General features: G+C 54.6%; 18 protein-coding genes. 13 read left to right on the forward strand and 5 right to left on the reverse strand.

Going from position 1 to position 18,272, the window contains the following annotated elements; all coding sequences use genetic code 11:
- Positions 1-44 precede the first annotated feature (44 nt).
- From CCALI_RS05345 to CCALI_RS14930, 7 genes are all read left to right on the forward strand, one after another.
- A complete protein-coding gene (locus tag CCALI_RS05345) occupies positions 45-3,386 on the forward strand; it encodes a hypothetical protein (RefSeq protein ID WP_016482454.1) in 3,342 nt (1,113 codons plus the stop codon).
- A complete protein-coding gene (locus CCALI_RS05350) occupies positions 3,383-3,604 on the forward strand; it encodes a hypothetical protein (RefSeq protein WP_016482455.1) in 222 nt (73 codons plus the stop codon). Before CCALI_RS05345 ends, CCALI_RS05350 begins: the two co-directional genes overlap by 4 nt.
- Before the next feature lie 59 nt (positions 3,605-3,663).
- Positions 3,664-4,500, forward strand: a complete 837-nt coding sequence (locus CCALI_RS05355) for a LolA family protein (RefSeq protein WP_016482456.1) — start codon at positions 3,664-3,666, stop codon at positions 4,498-4,500.
- Positions 4,501-4,512: 12 nt separating this feature from the next.
- Positions 4,513-5,709 (forward strand): redoxin domain-containing protein, encoded by a 1,197-nt coding sequence (locus CCALI_RS14925; protein WP_016482457.1) that lies wholly within the window; start codon positions 4,513-4,515, stop codon positions 5,707-5,709.
- Between the two features lie 86 nt (positions 5,710-5,795).
- Entirely contained in the window at positions 5,796-6,578 is a 783-nt protein-coding gene (gene mobA / locus CCALI_RS05365) for a molybdenum cofactor guanylyltransferase (RefSeq protein ID WP_016482458.1), read from the forward strand.
- Positions 6,578-7,870, forward strand: a complete 1,293-nt coding sequence (locus CCALI_RS05370; RefSeq protein WP_016482459.1) for an MFS transporter — start codon at positions 6,578-6,580, stop codon at positions 7,868-7,870. The genes mobA and CCALI_RS05370 overlap by 1 nt, the downstream gene beginning before the upstream one ends.
- Positions 7,871-8,755, forward strand: coding sequence for a phosphatidate cytidylyltransferase (locus tag CCALI_RS14930; RefSeq protein WP_016482460.1), 885 nt, complete (start codon positions 7,871-7,873; stop codon positions 8,753-8,755).
- 157 nt (positions 8,756-8,912) lie between these two features.
- On the opposite strand, the gene CCALI_RS16855 is transcribed toward CCALI_RS14930, so the two are convergent.
- On the reverse strand, positions 8,913-9,725 hold the full coding sequence (locus CCALI_RS16855; protein WP_016482461.1) for a glutathione peroxidase: 813 nt from the start codon (positions 9,723-9,725) through the stop codon (positions 8,913-8,915).
- Between the two features lie 167 nt (positions 9,726-9,892).
- Complete coding sequence (locus CCALI_RS05385) at positions 9,893-10,408, reverse strand: metal-binding protein (RefSeq protein ID WP_016482462.1); 516 nt, start codon at positions 10,406-10,408, stop codon at positions 9,893-9,895.
- 226 nt (positions 10,409-10,634) lie between these two features.
- Here CCALI_RS05385 and CCALI_RS05390 point away from each other — a divergent pair, with 226 nt between their 5' ends.
- Positions 10,635-11,342 carry a sigma-70 family RNA polymerase sigma factor gene (locus CCALI_RS05390; RefSeq protein ID WP_016482463.1) on the forward strand — a complete coding sequence of 236 codons (708 nt, stop codon included), beginning with the start codon at positions 10,635-10,637 and terminating at the stop codon, positions 11,340-11,342.
- 85 nt (positions 11,343-11,427) lie between these two features.
- Here CCALI_RS05390 and CCALI_RS05395 read toward each other — a convergent pair whose 3' ends face one another.
- The gene (locus tag CCALI_RS05395) at positions 11,428-12,354 is read right to left on the reverse strand and encodes a phytanoyl-CoA dioxygenase family protein (protein WP_016482464.1); all 927 of its coding nucleotides are present in this window, start codon (positions 12,352-12,354) and stop codon (positions 11,428-11,430) included.
- A gap of 319 nt (positions 12,355-12,673) precedes the next feature.
- Here CCALI_RS05395 and CCALI_RS05400 point away from each other — a divergent pair, with 319 nt between their 5' ends.
- The 5 genes from CCALI_RS05400 (at position 12,674) to CCALI_RS05420 (ending at position 16,116) form a co-directional block, all read left to right on the forward strand.
- The gene (locus tag CCALI_RS05400) at positions 12,674-13,240 is read left to right on the forward strand and encodes a hypothetical protein (protein WP_016482465.1); all 567 of its coding nucleotides are present in this window, start codon (positions 12,674-12,676) and stop codon (positions 13,238-13,240) included.
- Positions 13,241-13,277: 37 nt separating this feature from the next.
- Positions 13,278-14,315, forward strand: a complete 1,038-nt coding sequence (gene ltaE, locus CCALI_RS05405; RefSeq protein WP_016482466.1) for a low-specificity L-threonine aldolase — start codon at positions 13,278-13,280, stop codon at positions 14,313-14,315.
- Positions 14,316-14,411: 96 nt separating this feature from the next.
- Positions 14,412-14,960 carry a hypothetical protein gene (locus CCALI_RS05410; RefSeq protein ID WP_016482467.1) on the forward strand — a complete coding sequence of 183 codons (549 nt, stop codon included), beginning with the start codon at positions 14,412-14,414 and terminating at the stop codon, positions 14,958-14,960.
- 18 nt (positions 14,961-14,978) lie between these two features.
- The gene (locus CCALI_RS14935) at positions 14,979-15,761 is read left to right on the forward strand and encodes a zinc ribbon domain-containing protein (RefSeq protein ID WP_016482468.1); all 783 of its coding nucleotides are present in this window, start codon (positions 14,979-14,981) and stop codon (positions 15,759-15,761) included.
- A 19-nt stretch (positions 15,762-15,780) separates the two neighbouring features.
- Entirely contained in the window at positions 15,781-16,116 is a 336-nt protein-coding gene (locus CCALI_RS05420) for a Rieske (2Fe-2S) protein (protein ID WP_016482469.1), read from the forward strand.
- Here the strand turns inward: CCALI_RS05420 and CCALI_RS05425 are convergent.
- Both CCALI_RS05425 and CCALI_RS05430 read right to left on the reverse strand, forming a co-directional pair.
- A complete protein-coding gene (locus CCALI_RS05425; protein ID WP_016482470.1) occupies positions 16,113-16,706 on the reverse strand; it encodes a hypothetical protein in 594 nt (197 codons plus the stop codon). The genes CCALI_RS05420 and CCALI_RS05425 overlap by 4 nt on opposite strands.
- Before the next feature lie 6 nt (positions 16,707-16,712).
- The gene (locus CCALI_RS05430; RefSeq protein ID WP_016482471.1) at positions 16,713-18,254 is read right to left on the reverse strand and encodes a sugar ABC transporter ATP-binding protein; all 1,542 of its coding nucleotides are present in this window, start codon (positions 18,252-18,254) and stop codon (positions 16,713-16,715) included.
- Between the last annotated feature and the right edge of the window lie 18 nt (positions 18,255-18,272).

The following is an 18,272-nucleotide window of genomic DNA, read 5'->3' on the forward strand; positions in this document are numbered from 1 at the left end:
CCTCCGCAAACTATGCGGCGGAACAGAGATTAGGAGACAACTGAATGACCCACGACGAACTCCGGCAGGAAGCCGATACTCCTATCGTTCAAGAGGAGACGCTTCCTACAGAGGGTCCGTCTCATGTGGATGCGCCGCCCGCAACGCGCCGCCGCACCCGAAGGCGCACGGGGTCTGTCGCAGCATCTACATCGGAACCCGCATCTGAGACAAGTTTAACTGCAACAAACAATGAAAACTCGGAAAACATAAAGGGTAGCACACCGCAGGACACAGAGAAGATCGAGACGGCAGAGGAACCGGCCACAAAAGCCTCCTCTACGAAACGCAGAACACGCCAACGCAAAAAGAACACGGAAGCGCCAGCTGCTGCAAGTGCTGCCGATGTTACGGCGGAAGTGGTGCCGGTGGATGAAGCGCTCTCGGATGTTGAAGCAACAAGCAGCGGCGCTACAACGGCTGAGGTTGTTCGTCTGCCCGAAGCGCCGCAAGCGGAGCCTTCCTCCACAGAACAGCCCAAGCCGGCATCCAAACCGCGGCGCACGTCACGACGCAAACAAGCAGAGGTGGTTCCAGAATCGCCCCCCCTCCCCCCTTCAACGGATTCTCAGGAGAGCGTTGGGCCTACAGGGGAATCACCCTTAGAAACGCCTTCCCTGGAGATCGTCTCACAAACCCCACCGCCCCAGGAAGAGTTGCCGACGGCTGAAGAAGCTAGCACCACGTCACCTGTCGCCCTTCCTTCTCTTTCGCCAAAGCAGCCCGAGGCTCCCGAGACGGTAGAGACCAAGACCACGCGGCGAGGCACAAAAAGGTCTGTCGGTAAGACCACCGACACGGGCACGACTTATCCAAGAGAGCGATCGCCTCGTACCACGCGAAGACGTCCCGAACCCACACCGATTCTGCCGGAAACGACGCCCGCCACAGAATTCCCTCCCATAGATATTGCCGTCGGTGCGCACATTGTCGAGCGCGACGGCATGCCCGTGATCCTGATCAATGGTTGGGCCTATCCTCCCACTATCTTTTTTGGGAATCTGAGCGAGGAAAGATGCGAGGCCAAGGTGCTTCAAGAGATTCGCCAAGCGGCCAAGTCGGGCATTCATCTTCATTCCACTTTGATCGAACTTCCTTGTCCGCTCTCCGAAGCGAGCGAAATACTGGAGATCATCGACTCGCGCTTACGCTCTATTCTCGAAGCCGACCCTGAAGGCTTCGTCATGCCGCGGCTCGTGTTCTATCCGGCTCCCGGTTGGCGACGCGAATACCCTCTGGAAATGAGCACCTACGCCGATGGCACCACCGGCGATCCCTCCATCACAAGCCAACGATTCTGGCAAGAGTGCGAACGCTCTCTGCAAACCCTCATCGAGCACCTGCGCCTGCAACCTTGGGGAGAGCGCGTCTTTGGCTATCACCTCGAAAGAGGGGAGTGGTTTCAGCCGGCCGATCTCGGATTCGACCGCTCGATGGCTAACCGCGACGCGTTTCGAGACTGGCTTCGTGAGCGCTACCAAGGGAGCCTTATCGCCCTTCGTGCGGCCTGGTTCGACGGCGACGTGCAGTTCCATACAGCAGAAATACCTGCCCTTCCTACCAAGCCCGACCCAATGCGCGCCTTCTTTGAAACACGCCGAGAGCGCCATCTCATTGACTTTATGGAGTTCACCTCCGAGACCACCGCACGACGCATCATCTCCCTGGCGCGTGCCGTGAAACGCGCTACAGCATACCGCGCTCTGGTATCCGTATGTTACGGCTACACATTTGAGTTCACCCACGGATACAGTGGGCATCTTGCTCTCGATAGGCTGTTGGCTGAGCGCTGCATAGACCTGATCTGCGGCCCTCCTTCTTATCGAGATAGAAAGCCAGGCGGAGCCGCCTCCTTTCCGGCCCCAGTCGACTCCATGTGGCTTCACGGCAAACTGTGGCTCTCCGAAGACGATACCAAAACCCACCTGGCCGTCCCTAATAAAACACCCGACGATTTTAACCCGCGTCTCACCGACGCACGCCAAACCGAACAGGCTCAACTGCGCACCATTGGCCGTGCCTTCGTTCACCGTACGGCCGTAGGCTGGATGGACCTCTGGGGTGAAGGCTGGCTCGACGATGAGGCCATCTGGAAACGCTTGAAGCTCTTCGCCAGTATCGTCTCCGCTCCCGGTATCCCTCGTAAAGACCCCGAGGTGGTTGTCCTCATTGATGAAAAGAGCCTGCTTCATATCCAACGTGGGGAGGGATTCTTCCGTCGTTTCACCATAGAGATGCGGGATGTGGTGCAGCGCTGTGGCGTTGAATACGGCCTCTACTTGCAAAGCGACGTCACCTCTCCGAACTTTCCAACCGATGGTAAACTCTACATTTTTCTCAACCCCTTCCGACTCACAACAGAGCAGCGAGCGGCCATTCGTGAGAAGTTGCACTCCGGCAAAAAAACTCTCGTTTGGCTCTACGCACCGGGCACATGCGAGGCAAAACCGCGCGCCTCAAGCGGCATGGAGGAGACCGCCTTCGACGTGGTGGGCCTTCGCTTGCGCCTGCAACCTTGGAGCTCTGAAATGGGCTCGCGCGTTGTGCAAACCTCCCACCCCATCACGGAACGCCTTACCGACCTCGAATTCGGCTACCGAGAACGCTTAAATCCCTCTTTTTACGTGGACGATCCCGACGCCATCGTGCTGGCCGAATACATCGAAACCGGCTTGCCCTCCGTGGCGGTAAAACAGCTTGGCGACTGGAAGTCCGTCTTTATTGGCGAGACCGTGCTGCCGTTGGAACTACTGCGGGGGATTTGCCGCTTTGCCGGAGTCCATCTGTGGGTTTCTGAGGGCGAACACATCGTGGAGGCTGGCTCCGGCTGGATCGTTCTTCATGCGACACAAGATGGCCGATGTGTCCTCCGCCTGCCAGCCCCGACAGCGCTTTATGACCTCGCTCAATGCCGCCTGCTCTCCCAGGAGACCGCTGAGTATGCCCTGCATCTGCGCCAAGGCACGACCTATCTCTTCCTTGCGGCCTCTTACCATCAGATGGAGCGCATTGGCCTGCCTCATCTAGACGAGCCGGTGCAAAGCACGGCTTCTCCCCCGCTACTGCCCGCAGAACTGCCTAAAACCGATCTCGACCCAAGCGTGGTGGCCGAGGCCCTAGAGACCCTGCAGGCGGTGCTCGCCCCCACTCGCGAGGAGCTAGGGTTAGCAGAGACGCCTGTGGCGAACGGCACTGAAGAGGGACCCGCCGACACAGGAGAACCGCTCTCTGCCGGCAGACGACGCCGCAGACGGCGTGGAGGACGCGGACGCGGCAAACAGCAGAACGGAACAACAGAACGAAACAACGCGAATAACAACCATCCTTCTAAGGATAACCATGAGTGAACCCTAAACTCTCTAACAAACAGCTCATCGCCTTTAAGATCGGAGCACGTGCACACAAGTTCCTCTTGGAGGGCTGCCCCCTAGAAGGATATGACTACCTCTTCGCATGCCTCCAAGAGGCGAAAACCACTGATGCAGACCTCTACGCCCTCCTCTGTAAGGAACTTGAGAAGTACGAAAAACGTATTGCGGCCATAACAGATCAAAGTGAGCCTTAGGTCTCTCGTCGCCTAGCTCACACTTCCTTTTTAAAATGACCTAAGTGAGGTGTCTTCGTATGAAAGTCGCTCGGCTCTTTGGATGGTTCGGAGTGGTGTTAGGCTGTTTGGGCATGTCGGCAGCCGCTCAGGAACCGAATAACACATCGGCAAACCCCTACAGTGGGCTACGTCCCGAAGTTGCCACGCTGTTGCAGCAAGCCACCGCTGCCTACCAGCATATGAACTCCTACCGTCATACCGCGGAACTGATTCAACGGGATGCCCAAGGCCAAATCGTTGTAGACCGCGCCTATACGTTGGCCATGGTCCGCCCCAACAAATACTGCTATCGCTCGGAAAGCAACTCCACGAATACCGTCGTCTCCGATGGGCAGTACATCGTAAACTATGATGGTAGTGATAAAACTTATACACGCCTTAGAGCGCCAGCCTCCCTCACTCAGATCGACTTCGTAAACGATGTCAACTTCGATGGCGTGGCCTCCTACCTCATTAGTCTCATGCTTCAAGGCAATCCGCTGGTTGATCCAGAGTTGCGTGCTGGATTTCAAGCCGCCTCGGCTCCCACCACTGTAACTGATAATGGCAAGACCTATCAGGTTCTCTCTATCAACCTGTCCGACCAAGATGTGCCCGTCTCGCTCTACTTTGACCCCACAACGCACCTTCTCCATAAATCGGTTCAAAAAGGGGCGGATAAAAGCGAACTAGCCGAGATCATCGAGAACGTGAAGATCGATCAACCCGTGCCCGCCGATCTTTTTCAGTTTGCCATTCCTGCGGGCGCCCACTGGATTACGCTAGCGCCCCAACGCAATTCACATCTCCTTGTTGCCCTCAGCGAGAAGGAGAAAAGGAGCACTCTGCAACAGCAGATCTTACGCTCTTTTTGAAAGGAGACCCTTATGAAAACTTACCATCGCCTCTTCGTCGGCCTCATTGGCGCTCTCTGCAGCCTTGCTCCCCTACGCGCAGCCAAGGCCGATAGCGCCCTTCAAAATGTAAGGCCCGATGTGGCCGCTGTGCTGAAAGCGGCCACATCGGCTTACGACAAGCTCCAGGCTTATGAACACACCGAAACCTGGACTCTCCACTCCGGAGACCAGAAAACGACCTCCGCAGTTACCAAACTCGCCTTTAAACGCCCCAATCGCTTCTATATACAAACCTCTTCTGACGGCGATCTCCTCGTCTCAGATGGACAGAATCTCTATATCTATCGGAAGGCCGTTCAGGAGTACACCAAAGACGCTGCCCCCATCTCCCTAGCCAAATCTGACGATCTGCTCGGTGCCCTGCCTGGCAACCGTTTTGTAAGCGTGCTTGTGGTGCTTATCGTGCAGCATAACCTCGATAAAGCCTCCAGCTTTCTCTCTTTGGCAACGCTGGCCCCACCGACGAGCTACCACGGACAGCGCTGCGACGATGTGGTCGTCAAAGCGGGGAACACGGCCATTCATCTCTACTTCAATAAACAGACGCATCTCTTAGCCGGTGCCTACTTAAAACACGACACCGAATCGGTTACGGAAGAGCTGAGCGATGTTCATACAAACGGTGCCGTTCCCAACGATCTCTTCACCTTTACCCCACCAAGTGACGCAAAGCTGGTTGCCGACCTCGATGATCCTGAAGAGCTGGCGCTACAGCAAAAGTACGTGGGAAAACCGGCCGTGGACTTTAGCCTTCAAGACACAAAAGGCAAAACATGGGACATCGCCGAGCTCAAAGGCAAGGTGGTGATTGTGGATTTTTGGGCGAGTTGGTGTGGGCCATGCCAGATGGTGATGCCCACCATTGAGAAAATTTATGAGAAGTACTCCGATAAGGATGTTGTGGTGCTGGCCGTTAATACATGGGATGATCCCGACGCCTGCGCCTCCTTTTTAAAGAAGCACCCCGAATACAAGATGAACGTGCTGCTGGACCCGGCAGGAAAAAATGCCGCTGATTCCGTGGCCACAAAGCTCTATGGTGTGCAAGGCATTCCGACCACCCTCTTTATTGACAAAGAGGGAATCGTGCGTACCTACGCCATTGGCGCCCATCCACCGGAGTTTTATATGGATCAACTCAAAAAACTCGGTATCGCAACCGACTAGAGAGCGTTCGTCTGCCGCTCAGCCCTGCCCAAGATCGCGCCAGGGCTGAGCGTATGGACGCACAGAGAGTGCGGAGGACATGCTCTGTGGAACTCTACGACGCCATCCTACCCGCTGATGGACGGATTGATAACGCTTTTGCGGCAAAAGTAGGCACGACCATCAAAGCGCTCATCCCCTGGCAAGGGCAGACGCTTCTGAGCCATACCCTTTCTGCCTTACAAGGCATCCAGCAAGTGCGGCGTATTGTGGTCATCGGCAACGCGGAAGTTGCCTGCGAAGCTCGGTGCAGAGGTGCCGATGCCGTTATCCCGCCCGCGCGATCGGCTCCAGAAAATATCGCGTTGGGTATTCGATGGCTGAACGGACAGCCCGATGGCCCCACCGAGAAACTGCTTCTGCTGACCACCGACCTGCCTTTTCTCTCTGCGGAGGTGCTCAACTCCTTTCTTCATGAATGCCCTATCAATGCAGACCTCGTGGTGCCCGTCCTGCGTCGTGAGGTGTTTGAGGCCCGTTTCCCTAACTCACCGGCGATATTCGTCCGTCTAAAGGACGGCTATTGGACAACCGGCTGCGTTTTTTGTGTCTCCACGTCGGTCTATCTACGCCTGCTTCCTTTGTTAGAATCTCTCTTTCACTCCCGTAAGAGCCAGTGGAAAACGGCTCTCCGCGTAGGGCCCGTTGTCGCCTGGCGCTTCTTCACCCATCAACTTACGGTTCCCGAAATCGTGCAGCGGGCCGAACGGCTCCTCCAATGCCGAGCTTTTGCGCACACAAAAGCTCCTCCGGAGGTCGCTTACGATATAGACGACCTTCAAGATTACGACAAGGCCTTCAACTACCTCACAAGGGGAGCGAACATGTAATGGCCTCCAATACCCGCGATCCTGGCCCACCGCAAAGCTTTTTGACCCCGTCTCAAATCTTTTGGTACAGTCTGGCCAATTTTGGCTATGGTACCTTCTTCTCTCTGAACAACGCCCTCATTGCCCCTTTTCTAAGCAACTTCACCAAAAATGCCATTCTTATGGGGCTCATGGGCAGCACCCACTCCTTTGAGGGCGCGATCATTCAGCCCCTTGTAGGCACTGCAAGCGACCGTTTGCGCCACCCGTTCGGCAAACGACGCCCCTTTATCCTGCTGTTTACGCCGTTGTCTGCCCTATTTCTCGCCCTTACCCCGGCAGCAACCCATCTACCCTCCTCTATTCGCCTTAGCTTGCTTGTATTGCTAATCTTTTTGTCTACTGTCCTCTTCAATATCGCCTACGATCCCTATCAAGCGCTCATGCCTGACATCACTCCGGAACCGCAGCGGGGACGCGTTACCGCCATCTGGAGCCTGTTTGGGTTGTTTGGTCAAGCGACCATCCTCCTCATGCCGGGGGACTATACTACCAAATTCCTGCTGTCCGCAGCTCTTATGATCGTCCTAGCAGTTCTCACCTGCATGATGATACCAGAACCCTCTCCACTCGATGCACCGGAAGGAGATATCGAAACGCCTTCCTTCAAACAGCAGCTTGTTCGGGCCCTTCGAGGGCTTCGCGTGTTACGTCAGGCACGGTTAGGTCTCCTCGGATTTTTCTTTGCCGGTCTCGGCATCGGTGCCGTGCTGCCGCTACTCACCGAGTTCGTCATACATATCACCCACTGCACGGCCAATCAGGCCGCTCAAATGTTTCTTATTCTTATGGCCTCTACAGCCCTTGCCGTTGTTCCAGCCGGTCAAATCGCCGACCGAGTTCTTACACCTAAAAAGACCCTCCTCGTCGGCTTCTCGCTCATCTTCATCGCTTGCCTTTGCGGCTTGCGAGTCACCACCCTTACCCAAATCGCCTGGGTTATGGGGTTGGCCGGCATCGGTAATGCGGCCCTTAGCGCTTCAAGCTATCCTCTGCTGGCCGACATCGTGCCTCCAGAAGAGGTAGGTTTCTACGTGGGGCTGCAGTCCACCGCGGCCTCTTTGGCACAACCGCTCACCATTGTTATTACAGGTGCCCTTGTGAACCACGGTAGTTATCGGGTAATTTTTCTCGTCTGCGCGCTTTGCATTCTCGCCGCCTTGCTGAGCATTGCTCTCCTAAGACCATCGGCAGCAAAGCAGGAGATCCAACAGCATCGCGCCCTAGCCGAGCTTAAGTTATCAGACATCTAGATGCAACAACGAATTCTAAGTGCTATCGTCGGTATTGCCCTTTTTCTGTTTTTCTGTTTCCACAGCCTCACCCTTATGCTGTGTGGGATAGTGCTCGTCGCGCTTCTCTGCGCTTACGAATGGACGACTGCCTACAGCCATCAACTGGTGCCAGAACGGTTATCGCCATCTGCAAATGCGCTCCAGGCCAGCTTGCCCTTCCTCGGTGCCATCTACCCAGTGGGGCTTTACCTTCGGCTCTTACGCGGCGATATATCACCTCTCTATCCGGCTATTCTCGTGGCATTGCCCATCCCCGTGTTCGCCTTTCTCACGCTCCGTGCAGCACGCACCGGTATAGCGCTCGGCTCGCTACGGCGCTTCTACGGACTTGTTGGGGCCATCTACATTGGCTTACCTATTAGTAGCCTGGTTATTCTCCGAAGCTTTCTCACCATTCCCTCCGCTAAACCTCCTCTAGCTCACACCCCTTTAGGTGCCTGGCTGGTTCTGTTCACCGCTATCTGTGTTTGGACGGCCGACAGCCTTGCCTTTTTCATAGGAAGGCGCTTGGGACAACATAAACTCGCTCCCACCCTCTCTCCCGGTAAAACATGGGAAGGGGTTCTAGGCGGTCTTTTCGGCTCCCTTGTGGTTGGAGCCGTTGTTATGCGGTCTCTTGGCCTTCCGTTGTGGGATGGGCTTATTTTAGGAGCCATAGCAGGAGTTGTAGGCCCTTGGGGTGATCTGTGGGAGTCGGCCGTGAAGCGCGAGTTAGGATTAAAGGATTTTGGCCACCTTATGCCCGGTCACGGTGGTTTTCTCGATCGTTTCGACAGCCTCCTCTTTGTGCTGCCCCTTGCCTGCCTCTTTTGGGTGCTTCTATCCTCGCTGCTTGCTCGCTGAATGGCGCCCTCGCACCGTTGCTACCCCATAGACCTAAGCTCATGTCCTCGACACCGATGGATCACGGCAGACTGCACGCCAATTTAGTCCATCAAGTAAAAAAAAGAGCCTTCCCTACCGTGCGGTAGGGAAGGCCAAACCACTGTGGACAGCAGAGCTAGTTGGTGTTTTCTGATGGAGCGGGTTGTTCGAGCTGATGCTCGATGGCCGCCACGACTTCGGGCTTAGCGGGGCTCAGGCCTGCTGGAAACCGTGCCACGATCTCCCCACTGCGACTAATAAGGAACTTCGCAAAGTTCCACTCGATGGGCCCACCGAACTTCGGATCGGTCTCCTTGTCGGTTAGGAATTTGTAGAGCGGTGCCTGGGTGTCTCCTTTTACATCTATCTTAGAGAACATAGGAAAGGTAACATGATATTTGCTCGTGCAGAACTGTTTAATCTGTTGGTTATCACCAGGCTCCTGATGCCCGAAGTCATTGGAGGGGAAGCCAAGAATCACGAAGCCCTTATCCTTGTACTTCTCATAAAGCTGCTCGAGAGCGGCATACTGTGGGGTATTGCCGCAAAGCGAAGCGGTGTTTACAATGAGAATGACCTTTCCAACATAGCGGGCAAGGTTTACGTTGTTGCCATCAATATCTTTCATCACAAACCGAAGCACTGGCGGCACGTCCACATGTACGTTAGGGTAGTCGGCCACTGTAGGCTTGGCATCGGGCCCCATCGCATCAGGCGAAACGCCAGCTAGCTTTGCCTCGTACTCGTTGTCGAAGTCGGCGAAAGAGTGGTTATGTGTGGCATAGTAAAGACCTCGGAAGTTGCGCGGCCCCCCGGGCACCACGTGGCAATAGACACAGGGTTTGTTCTCTTTCTTTGCAAAGGCCGGGGTCGCATGAGCTTGAGAGCCTAACCCCAACAGCAGTAGCCCTACACATAGCGCTGGCAGCCAGCGTAAAGTACGGATCATTCACTTCCTCCTTAGGTTGTTATGAGTTTCACGAACGATGTTTATTTGATTTAGACAGGCGATTATCCTTGCAAGTTACAACCAGCTTACTAGAGCTGAAGGAGACGCGCGGTGAAGTTGCTTGCTCGCCGAAGAACAGCGGGCATCCTTGAACCGTGTTCTGAAGCTTACAACCACCTTTTTAGGCCTGTAGAAACGATGTCGGCCAAGGAATGCGCCGTGCCAGCAAGCACAAACCCCACAAGAAAGGCCAGACTTTCCCGCGGATGTGTACGCATGATCTGCCCTAACGAGTGCGCCTCCATCTGTGTGACAGAGGCGGGATCCACGTGCATCCCGCACTGATTCCATAGCCATACGCCCACCCAAGAGAGCAAAAAGAACATGACGCCTAAATAGAGCGCTCGAATAATGCCTCCCACAATAAGCCCATGTGAAACCCAGGAACGGTGTGGCACCAACACCCGGTAGGGCCACCAGATAAACCGCAGCGGCCCCCAACGCCGATACTCTCTGGAGTTGGTATCTAAATCTCCGGCGCAGGCGAGCCCAGCGAAAAGATAGGCCCCACTGAAGCAGCAGAGCGGCACCAGCGACGCTGGGTGCACTTTGGCCACATAGAGCACGTCGAAGGCGGCCAAAGTGGAGACGGTGATAAGATCATGAACGCGCGCTCCAGGCATCTCTCCTCATAGATGAAGAAAATTTCGACACATGTGGCCTTTTCTCCTGCCTGTGAAGACCTAGGGCTCAACAGCCCTCTATTTTACAGGAGATGGCACTTTCCCGCAAAAATTATGACACCGAAACCTTGGTTTGATCGTCCATAATATTGGATAGTTGGATCAGGGATCTCCAACGATCCAACTATCGAAAAGAGAGACTAAAAAGAAAGGAGGCGCCAGGGTTATGCTTACCAATGAAAAGCCCAACGTGCCAACGCCTGAAAGCCTGGAACAGACTCAAAGTGAGGAGAAGGGCCGTGGAGCTCATGGCCAGGTCATCAAGTCGGAGGAAGAACTTGAACAGACTCACCGCGAGTTTGAACGGCTGATGGCTCGCACACAGAAGAGGGCTTATAACATGGCCTACCGCATGACGGGGAATCGAGATGATGCCGAGGACCTAACTCAGGAGGCCTATCTGCGCGCCTACCGTTCCTTCGATACCTACAATCGGCAGATGCCTTTTGAACGCTGGTTCTACCGCATCCTTTCTAACCTCTTCATAGATGTGCTGCGCCGTCAGCCCAAGCAGAAAACGCTGTCGCTTGATCAGCCCACAAGCGACGAAGAGGGCGAGGAGAACCTCTTGCTGCAGATACCCGACCCGAAAGGTGGGCCGGAGGACATCGTGATGCGCGAGGTAATGGATGAACGCCTGCAAGAGGCACTTGCCAAGCTGCCCGAATCGTTCCGTCAGGCCGTTTGGCTTTGCGATGTGGAAGGATATTCCTACGAGGAGATAGCACGCATTATGAACTCCTCTATTGGAACGGTACGTTCGCGCATCCACAGAGGACGCACGCTCCTGCGCAAATACTTAGAAGCCTCTCCTGAGGCCTCTAAATCGCACAAAACGTCCTCATTGCCGCCCATGCAGGCAAAACCTGCATAAACCTTAACTCAAAAAACACGTAAATCATACACCCCTTCCTACCGCGATGTAGAAAGGGGCTTTTTATTTGGCACGGGATCTAAGCCTAACGAGAGCCCGTGCGCGCGGCTCGTCGCTCCTCTGCCGCCTTGCAGGTGCGTAGCCATACACGCTGAGGCGGCTCTTCATATCCCTTCCAAGCATAGGGATCTATGCCGGCTACCGGTACAATGCAGCGCCTATCCGCAGTCGCCACTGTCTCGCCCTCGCGCAAAGACCAAGGCAGAAATGACCATGCGTTGCAGTAGTGATTGACCAAAACGCGACGGTAGATGTTACTTCGATTCTTTAGCGAGCGATGTAACAGATAGCCGTTAAAGAACACCACCGTCCCCGTCTTTACCTCCACCGGGATCTGCTCGTTTTCATCGAACCCGTAGCTTTCCGGCGCAAAATCAAACTCATCGGCATTATTGTGTGCGCGCTGCGGATAGAGATAGCCGGTTTTGTGCGAACCGGGGATAACCCACAAACAGCCGTTCTCTATGGTGGCATCATCCAAGGCGATCCAGGCTCCGATGAGAGAGCGATCACGGGTGGGAATATAGATTTCGTCTTGATGCCATGCCTGTCCTTGAAACTGAGGGGGCTTCACAAAGAGCATGGACTGCATGCATTTTACGCTTCCGTCCCACCATGGCAGGTGTGCAGCGGTGATCTGCGATAGAACACCACAGATGGAAGGATGCTTCACATACTTCAGCATCACCGGGCTAATGTAGTGAGGCTGATGAATGCACAGTATGCCCTCTAAAACCTCTTGGTCGCTCCAGTCCGAAGGAGCCGGCTCTATCCCTTCACAAGGGTAGGCTCCACGAGCGATCGCCACGATATCTGCCCGAAGTTCTTCAACTTCTGCCTCCGACACCAACCCTTCAACAACGAGAAAGCCCTCTTCCACAAACTGCCGAACCCGCGCTTCATCGAGTAGCTTTGGAACCTCTATCCTCTCCGTTATGCTGTCACTCGCCATAAAGAGCCTCCTATACGAAATCGCTCAACTCTATTATAACCAGGTTCCTGAGAGATTTGGATGTGTGGAGAGATCATGCACAAGGTGCCGCATTGGCTCCAATACGATACTTCCCCCAACCCAGGGCCTATCTTCAGGCTGCGAGGCATTGACAATGCCTGAGCCATCACCGATAAAAGGAACGATCGCCTGCAGGATTGCCAAGCATGTCCCTACGCTCGGCTTGGGAACCAAGGGAGCATTCAACAAATAAGCAGGAATCTTGAAGGTTCATCACGAATTTTGTTTGAAGTATTTCTGTCCATTGAGGAGGAGCCTCTTGCACCGATCAAGACTTGCGATGGTTCTTTGTTTCGCCGTGTTTGTCATCGGCGGTCTTTTGGAGGATACGTGCCCTGCGCGTGCTCAAAATCAAGCGGAGCGTACTCTTGCCTCCTTCTTCGATATCGGAGGCTATTTTTTCCTCGATCACAAGCTTGTGAATGCCATTGGCAGCCCCAAGTTCTACTCCGAAGGCAACTTCTTCAGCGCTCCCGCCCGGATCGGAAGCTACGAGGTGGCCGGTGGCGTGGAGTTCCTTAGCGCAAACGACCATTTCTTTCCTTTCAGCGGTGGCAATAGTGTTAGCTTTGTTGGCCCCTGTGTGCGATTCTCTACGCCCCTGCGCAACAATCATCTGCGCTTTCTCCTCACACTCGGCGCCTATGCCACCACGCTGAACGCTGGTAGCGTCGGCGTAGATACCACCACCTTTGCTCCGGGAGGAGCCATCGAGGCCGATTATCGCTTTGCGCGTTACTTTACTTTTTCGGCCGGTTTTCGCATCGGCAGTTCGATTCACGGCTACAATACCAGCGGATTCATCATCGGGCTGCGCTTCTTCTAAACAAAACATCCGGTAGCCCTTCGGCGGAGATATTGCCATGCACGAAATCGTAGACCTCCGTAGCGATACGGTTTCACGCCCTACCCCCGCAATGCGTGAGGCCATGGCGCAGGCAGAGGTAGGAGATGATGTGTTTGACGACGATCCCACCGTCCATCAACTGCAACAGCTTGCCGCCCAAATCACCGGAAAAGAGGCGGCCCTGTTTATGCCCTCCGGTACCATGAGCAACACCGTGGCCATCTGCGTGCATACACAGCCTGGCGACGAGATTCTGCTCGACACCGAGGCTCACTCCATGCTTTACGAGGTAGGTGCACCCGCTCGAATAGCTCATGTCCTAACCCGCACTTTCCCAAGCAAAGAGGGCGTGCCTTGCTTGGAAACGATCGAACGATCTCTACATGTTGCCTCCCTTCATAGCCCGCGTACCGCGCTTGTGATACTGGAAAACACCCATAATCGTGCCGGCGGGTACCCCATCCCCCTGGAAGTGCATCAACGTATCTACGCGCTTTGTCAAGCACAGCATGTACGAGTCCATATAGATGGCGCGCGCATCTTTAACGCCTCTATTGCCACGAACACTCCCGTAGCCCAATTTGCGGCGTGCGCCGATAGCCTTACCTTCTGCCTCTCCAAGGGCCTGGGATGCCCCATTGGCTCCGTACTCTGCGGCTCTTACGAGTTCATCCAACAAGCCAAACGCGTGCGTAAAATGCTTGGAGGCGGCATGCGACAGGTAGGCATTCTCGCAGCAGCAGGAATTTACGCTTTAAAAAACCATATCGAGCGCCTTGCCGAAGACCACCGCCGCGCCCGTCAGCTCGCTCAAAACATCGCCGACGCTCAAGGCATTTTGGTCGAAAGCCCGAACCCACCCACCAATATGGTCTATTTTCAAACCCAGGCGCCCGCAGAAGCTTTTGTGGAACGACTTCAGACCGACTATCGTGTGCTCTGTCACGCCACCGGCCCCCATCGCATTCGTTTGGTAACACATCTCGATGTGGATGATGACGACGTTGCCCATGCCGCACAGGCTATTTGCGCCGTTGCCAAAGCGTTGTACTGAGGAACTCTACCGACTTATCCCCTGTTTCTATTAAAAAGCAGGAAGATTGCAAATAAGCGTAGAATAGTTTCGCGACCTACTTCTTAAGGAGGTTTTATGGCACGCATCGTTAGCGGCGGGTTGCGCAGGGATGGAGAGGCCTATTCTAGCCGAATGGGGCTTGCCGAATTTGTCATTCTCATCTGCCTTATCGGCGCGATTGCTTGGGGAGTAAACTACTATTTCAACGTCTATCGTAAGTCGCCAGCCTATGCGCTCAAAGTCTTTCTCGGCGCGATAGAGGCCGGTCGTTCAGACGAACAGTACGACATGCTCAGCGACTATGATAAGATGTACTACCCCACCGAGAAGCAATATGAGAACAGCTGCCCGCTGGCCCACGGTTACACTGAGCGCTTGCCAAATTTCGACCTAGCCCCTCCCAAACCTGCCTCGCCCCCAAACACCGTTCAGATTGACGCGACCCTGTACGTCACTAGCAGCATGGCACATGAGGCCCTTTACCAAGCTGGAAAAACTCATACGGTGCACGTGCTGTTTCGCCTTATTCAAGATAGAAATGGACACTGGAAAGTTTGGCTTCAGAAGTCCGACCTGACTAACCTTTTGCAGATTACGCCCAACCCACCCGGAAGCAATTTCTAGCCAAATAGGAGACTGCTTATGATCAATTGCCCTCATTGTAACCAACCTGTTGATGAACAGACGAACTTCTACTGCCCTAGCTGCCGTAAACCGTTGCGCTCGCTAAGCGGAGAACTGTTAACACCGCCTTCAACTCCGACTCCATCGCCCTCAGTGCCAGGCCCTACCCCATCTGGCCCGAATCCAGCACAACCGATGCCCACTACGCCAGCTGCCCGCCCCGCCATGGCATCAACCACCTATCGCATCCAACACAAGCAAGAAAAGGAGAGCAAGCTCGCCGGTTATGTTATTGCACTCTGCCTTCTTGCCCTCCTTGTGGCGCTGGGCGCCGGAGGCTACCTATGGTGGATGCACGCGCGCTCAAACCCAGAAGACACGGCCAAACGCTTCGTAGCCGCAATCAGCAGCGAAGATATGGAAACCGTCTACAACCTCTCTATACTGCCTGATGCTATAAGATCAAAATATCCCGATGCGAAGAGTTTCGCAGACAATTTCAATCGCCAGCGTGCTGCCATGAATAGCGCTGGAGCCGGACAGCTGATGGATATGATCTTTCAGTGGTTTAAAGGGGCGAAGGTAGGGCACGCGATTATCAACGGCGACACGGCCACGGTTCCGATTACCTTACACGTTACTTTTGGGCCTCTTAGCGCCGATAGTCAACAGAATCTCCTCATGCGCTACGATCACGGTATGTGGAAAGTAGACCTTTCGACCATGCAAGCGCCCACCTCCTCTTTGCCGGCAGGGAACAACCTACCTGGAGGTATGTTGGGTGCCGGTGGTAGATTGTAAGAAGGCCTAAACTTAAGCGATGCAATGGCGCCGAGTGGCTGTCGCCCAAATGGCAGACCTTTTGCCGGGTCGGGGGCTTACTGTATCCCTCAACGAGGAACGAGAGTGCACGCTCTTCCTCCACGAAGGTCGGTGCTATGCAGTTGGTAGTCTCTGTCCTCATCAAAATGCTCCACTATGCAACGGATACTTGGAAGAGGGTGAGATACTTGTCTGTCGCCGACACGGCTTCCGTTTTAGCCTGCAAACCGGCGAGTGCCTCACCATCGGCGGGTATGGGATACCGACCTATCCCGTGGAGATCGAAGAGGCTAGTGGCACGATTTTCGTCAGCTTCCTCGACGATCTATCTTAACGATGAGGTCTGGATGGGGTTTCGCCGGGGATTTGTCGCTCAGGTAGATACTGGCGAACAAACTGATCTTCCACGATGGTGCCATCTTTTAAGAGATCGAGGTAGATAGATTGCTTTTGCATGTCGGAAATATGGAAGGTACCTAGCCAAAACCGCGCCACAACGGTATCGCCGGGCGCATTTGGGGCAGGCGGTTTGTAGAACACCGTACGGGGTGGGTCGTTGTCGCTGGGACGATAGGTAAAGCTGGTGGTATCTGGAAGATAGTTAGGAACAAGTACTTGAAGGTTTGGTGGAAACTTCCCGCCGTGATCTTTCGCATAGAGCTGCAGGCCGGTGCGTATCTCCAAAAGTTTTTGCTCACAAATCGGAGCCGCCCCAATAGATTGAAAGAGACCTTGAAACTGGTGACCAACTTTTTTGGTAGCAAAAATTCCTCCTAAAACCATTAGCAATACGAGCACACCACAGCCGCCCAGCGTCCAAAGCAAACAGTTTGTACCCGTCGAACGACGTGGCGGCCCTACGCTTGGAGGATAAGGATAGGCTGGCGGAATGTTAGAGCTTGAAAGAGGCGGCGGGCTTTCCATGGCTAGCTACTCTCCGCCTGTAGCCAAGTGCATGATCTTCTCTTGGGTGGCCTCCTCGCGACGCAGCTCCCCAACGATACGCCCTTCATGCATCACGAGGATGCGATCGCTCATCCCCAAAATCTCCGGCAGCTCCGAAGAGATCATCAAAATGCCTACGCCCTGCGAGGCCAGTTCGTTCATTAGTTCATAGATTTCACTCTTCGCACGCACGTCTATGCCGCGCGTCGGCTCATCTAAAATCAGCACCTTTGCGCCAGCAAAAAGCCACTTAGCCAACACCACCTTCTGCTGGTTGCCACCAGAGAGGTTTTTTACGGTCTGCTCTATGGTCGGCGTCTTAATACTGAGCTCCTGGCGATATTTCTCGGCAACGCTGCGCTCTTTCCCCAAGCGAATAAAGCCGGCGGCAGAGAGCGCTTGCAAATTGGAAAGCGTATTGTTGGAGCGCACGGCCATTCCTAGCACTAACCCTTGCTGTTTTCTGTCCTCCGTTACCAGCCCGATGCCCGCTCGGATAGCATCGCGCGGCGAACGGATGCGCACCGGTTTTCCATCCACTTCGATCGTGCCGCTATCAATGGGGTCAGCGCCAAAGATAGCGCGTGCCGTCTCAGTGCGCCCCGCTCCAACCAAACCGGCTAAACCCACGATCTCGCCCCGATGCACCTCAAAAGAGATATCATGCAGCACGCCCTTCCGGTTGAGATGGCTCACGCGTAATACCGGAGGGCCGATGGGCACGACAACTTTAGGAATGGCCTCTTTGAGCTCGCGCCCCACCATTAGACGAATGATCTCATCGCGTGTTAGCTCGGCCACCTTCTTGGTCGCCACGTAGTGCCCATCACGTAGGACCGTAGCCCTATCGCAAATCTCGAATATCTCCTCAAGCCGGTGCGAGACATAGATCACGCTAATTCCTTCCGAACGCAACTGCCGAATGAGGTCGAAAAGGGCTTCAATTTCATGTTCGGTCAGGGTAGCCGTAGGCTCATCCATCACTAGTATCTTGGTTTTGCGCCCCAAAGCCTTCGCGATCTCCACCATCTGTTGCTGGGCCACACTCAGCTGATTTACTGGGGTTCGCACGTCGAAACGCGCTCGAATGCGATCCATCAGCTGTTGGGCCTCGCGGTAGAGGGTTTTAAAATCCACAAAGCCCGGCAACATCCCTTGCGGCTCGCGCCCTAAAAAGATGTTCTCCGCCGCGCTGAGATAGGGCACAAGGTTGAACTCCTGATAGATCGTGGAGATTCCGAGGTCCATAGCTTTCTGTGGGTTATCAATAACCACCGGCTTGCCCTCGATATAGATCTCTCCCCGATCCGCCATCGTGACCCCCGATAGGATCTTGATGAGCGTAGATTTCCCTGCCCCGTTCTCTCCTAGCAGCGCATGAACCTCTCCATGCTCCAAAGAGAAGCTTACATCATCAAGGGCCTTCACGCCAGGGTACTGTTTACTGATATGGCGCATCTCCAAAAGAGGCGGACGGCTTTCTAGTACAGCCGCCTGAGATCGTTCCTGAGGATGTGCATCACTCATGCGAAAAGTCCTTTCTTC

This window comes from Chthonomonas calidirosea T49 (assembly GCF_000427095.1).
Classification (GTDB): domain Bacteria; phylum Armatimonadota; class Chthonomonadetes; order Chthonomonadales; family Chthonomonadaceae; genus Chthonomonas; species Chthonomonas calidirosea.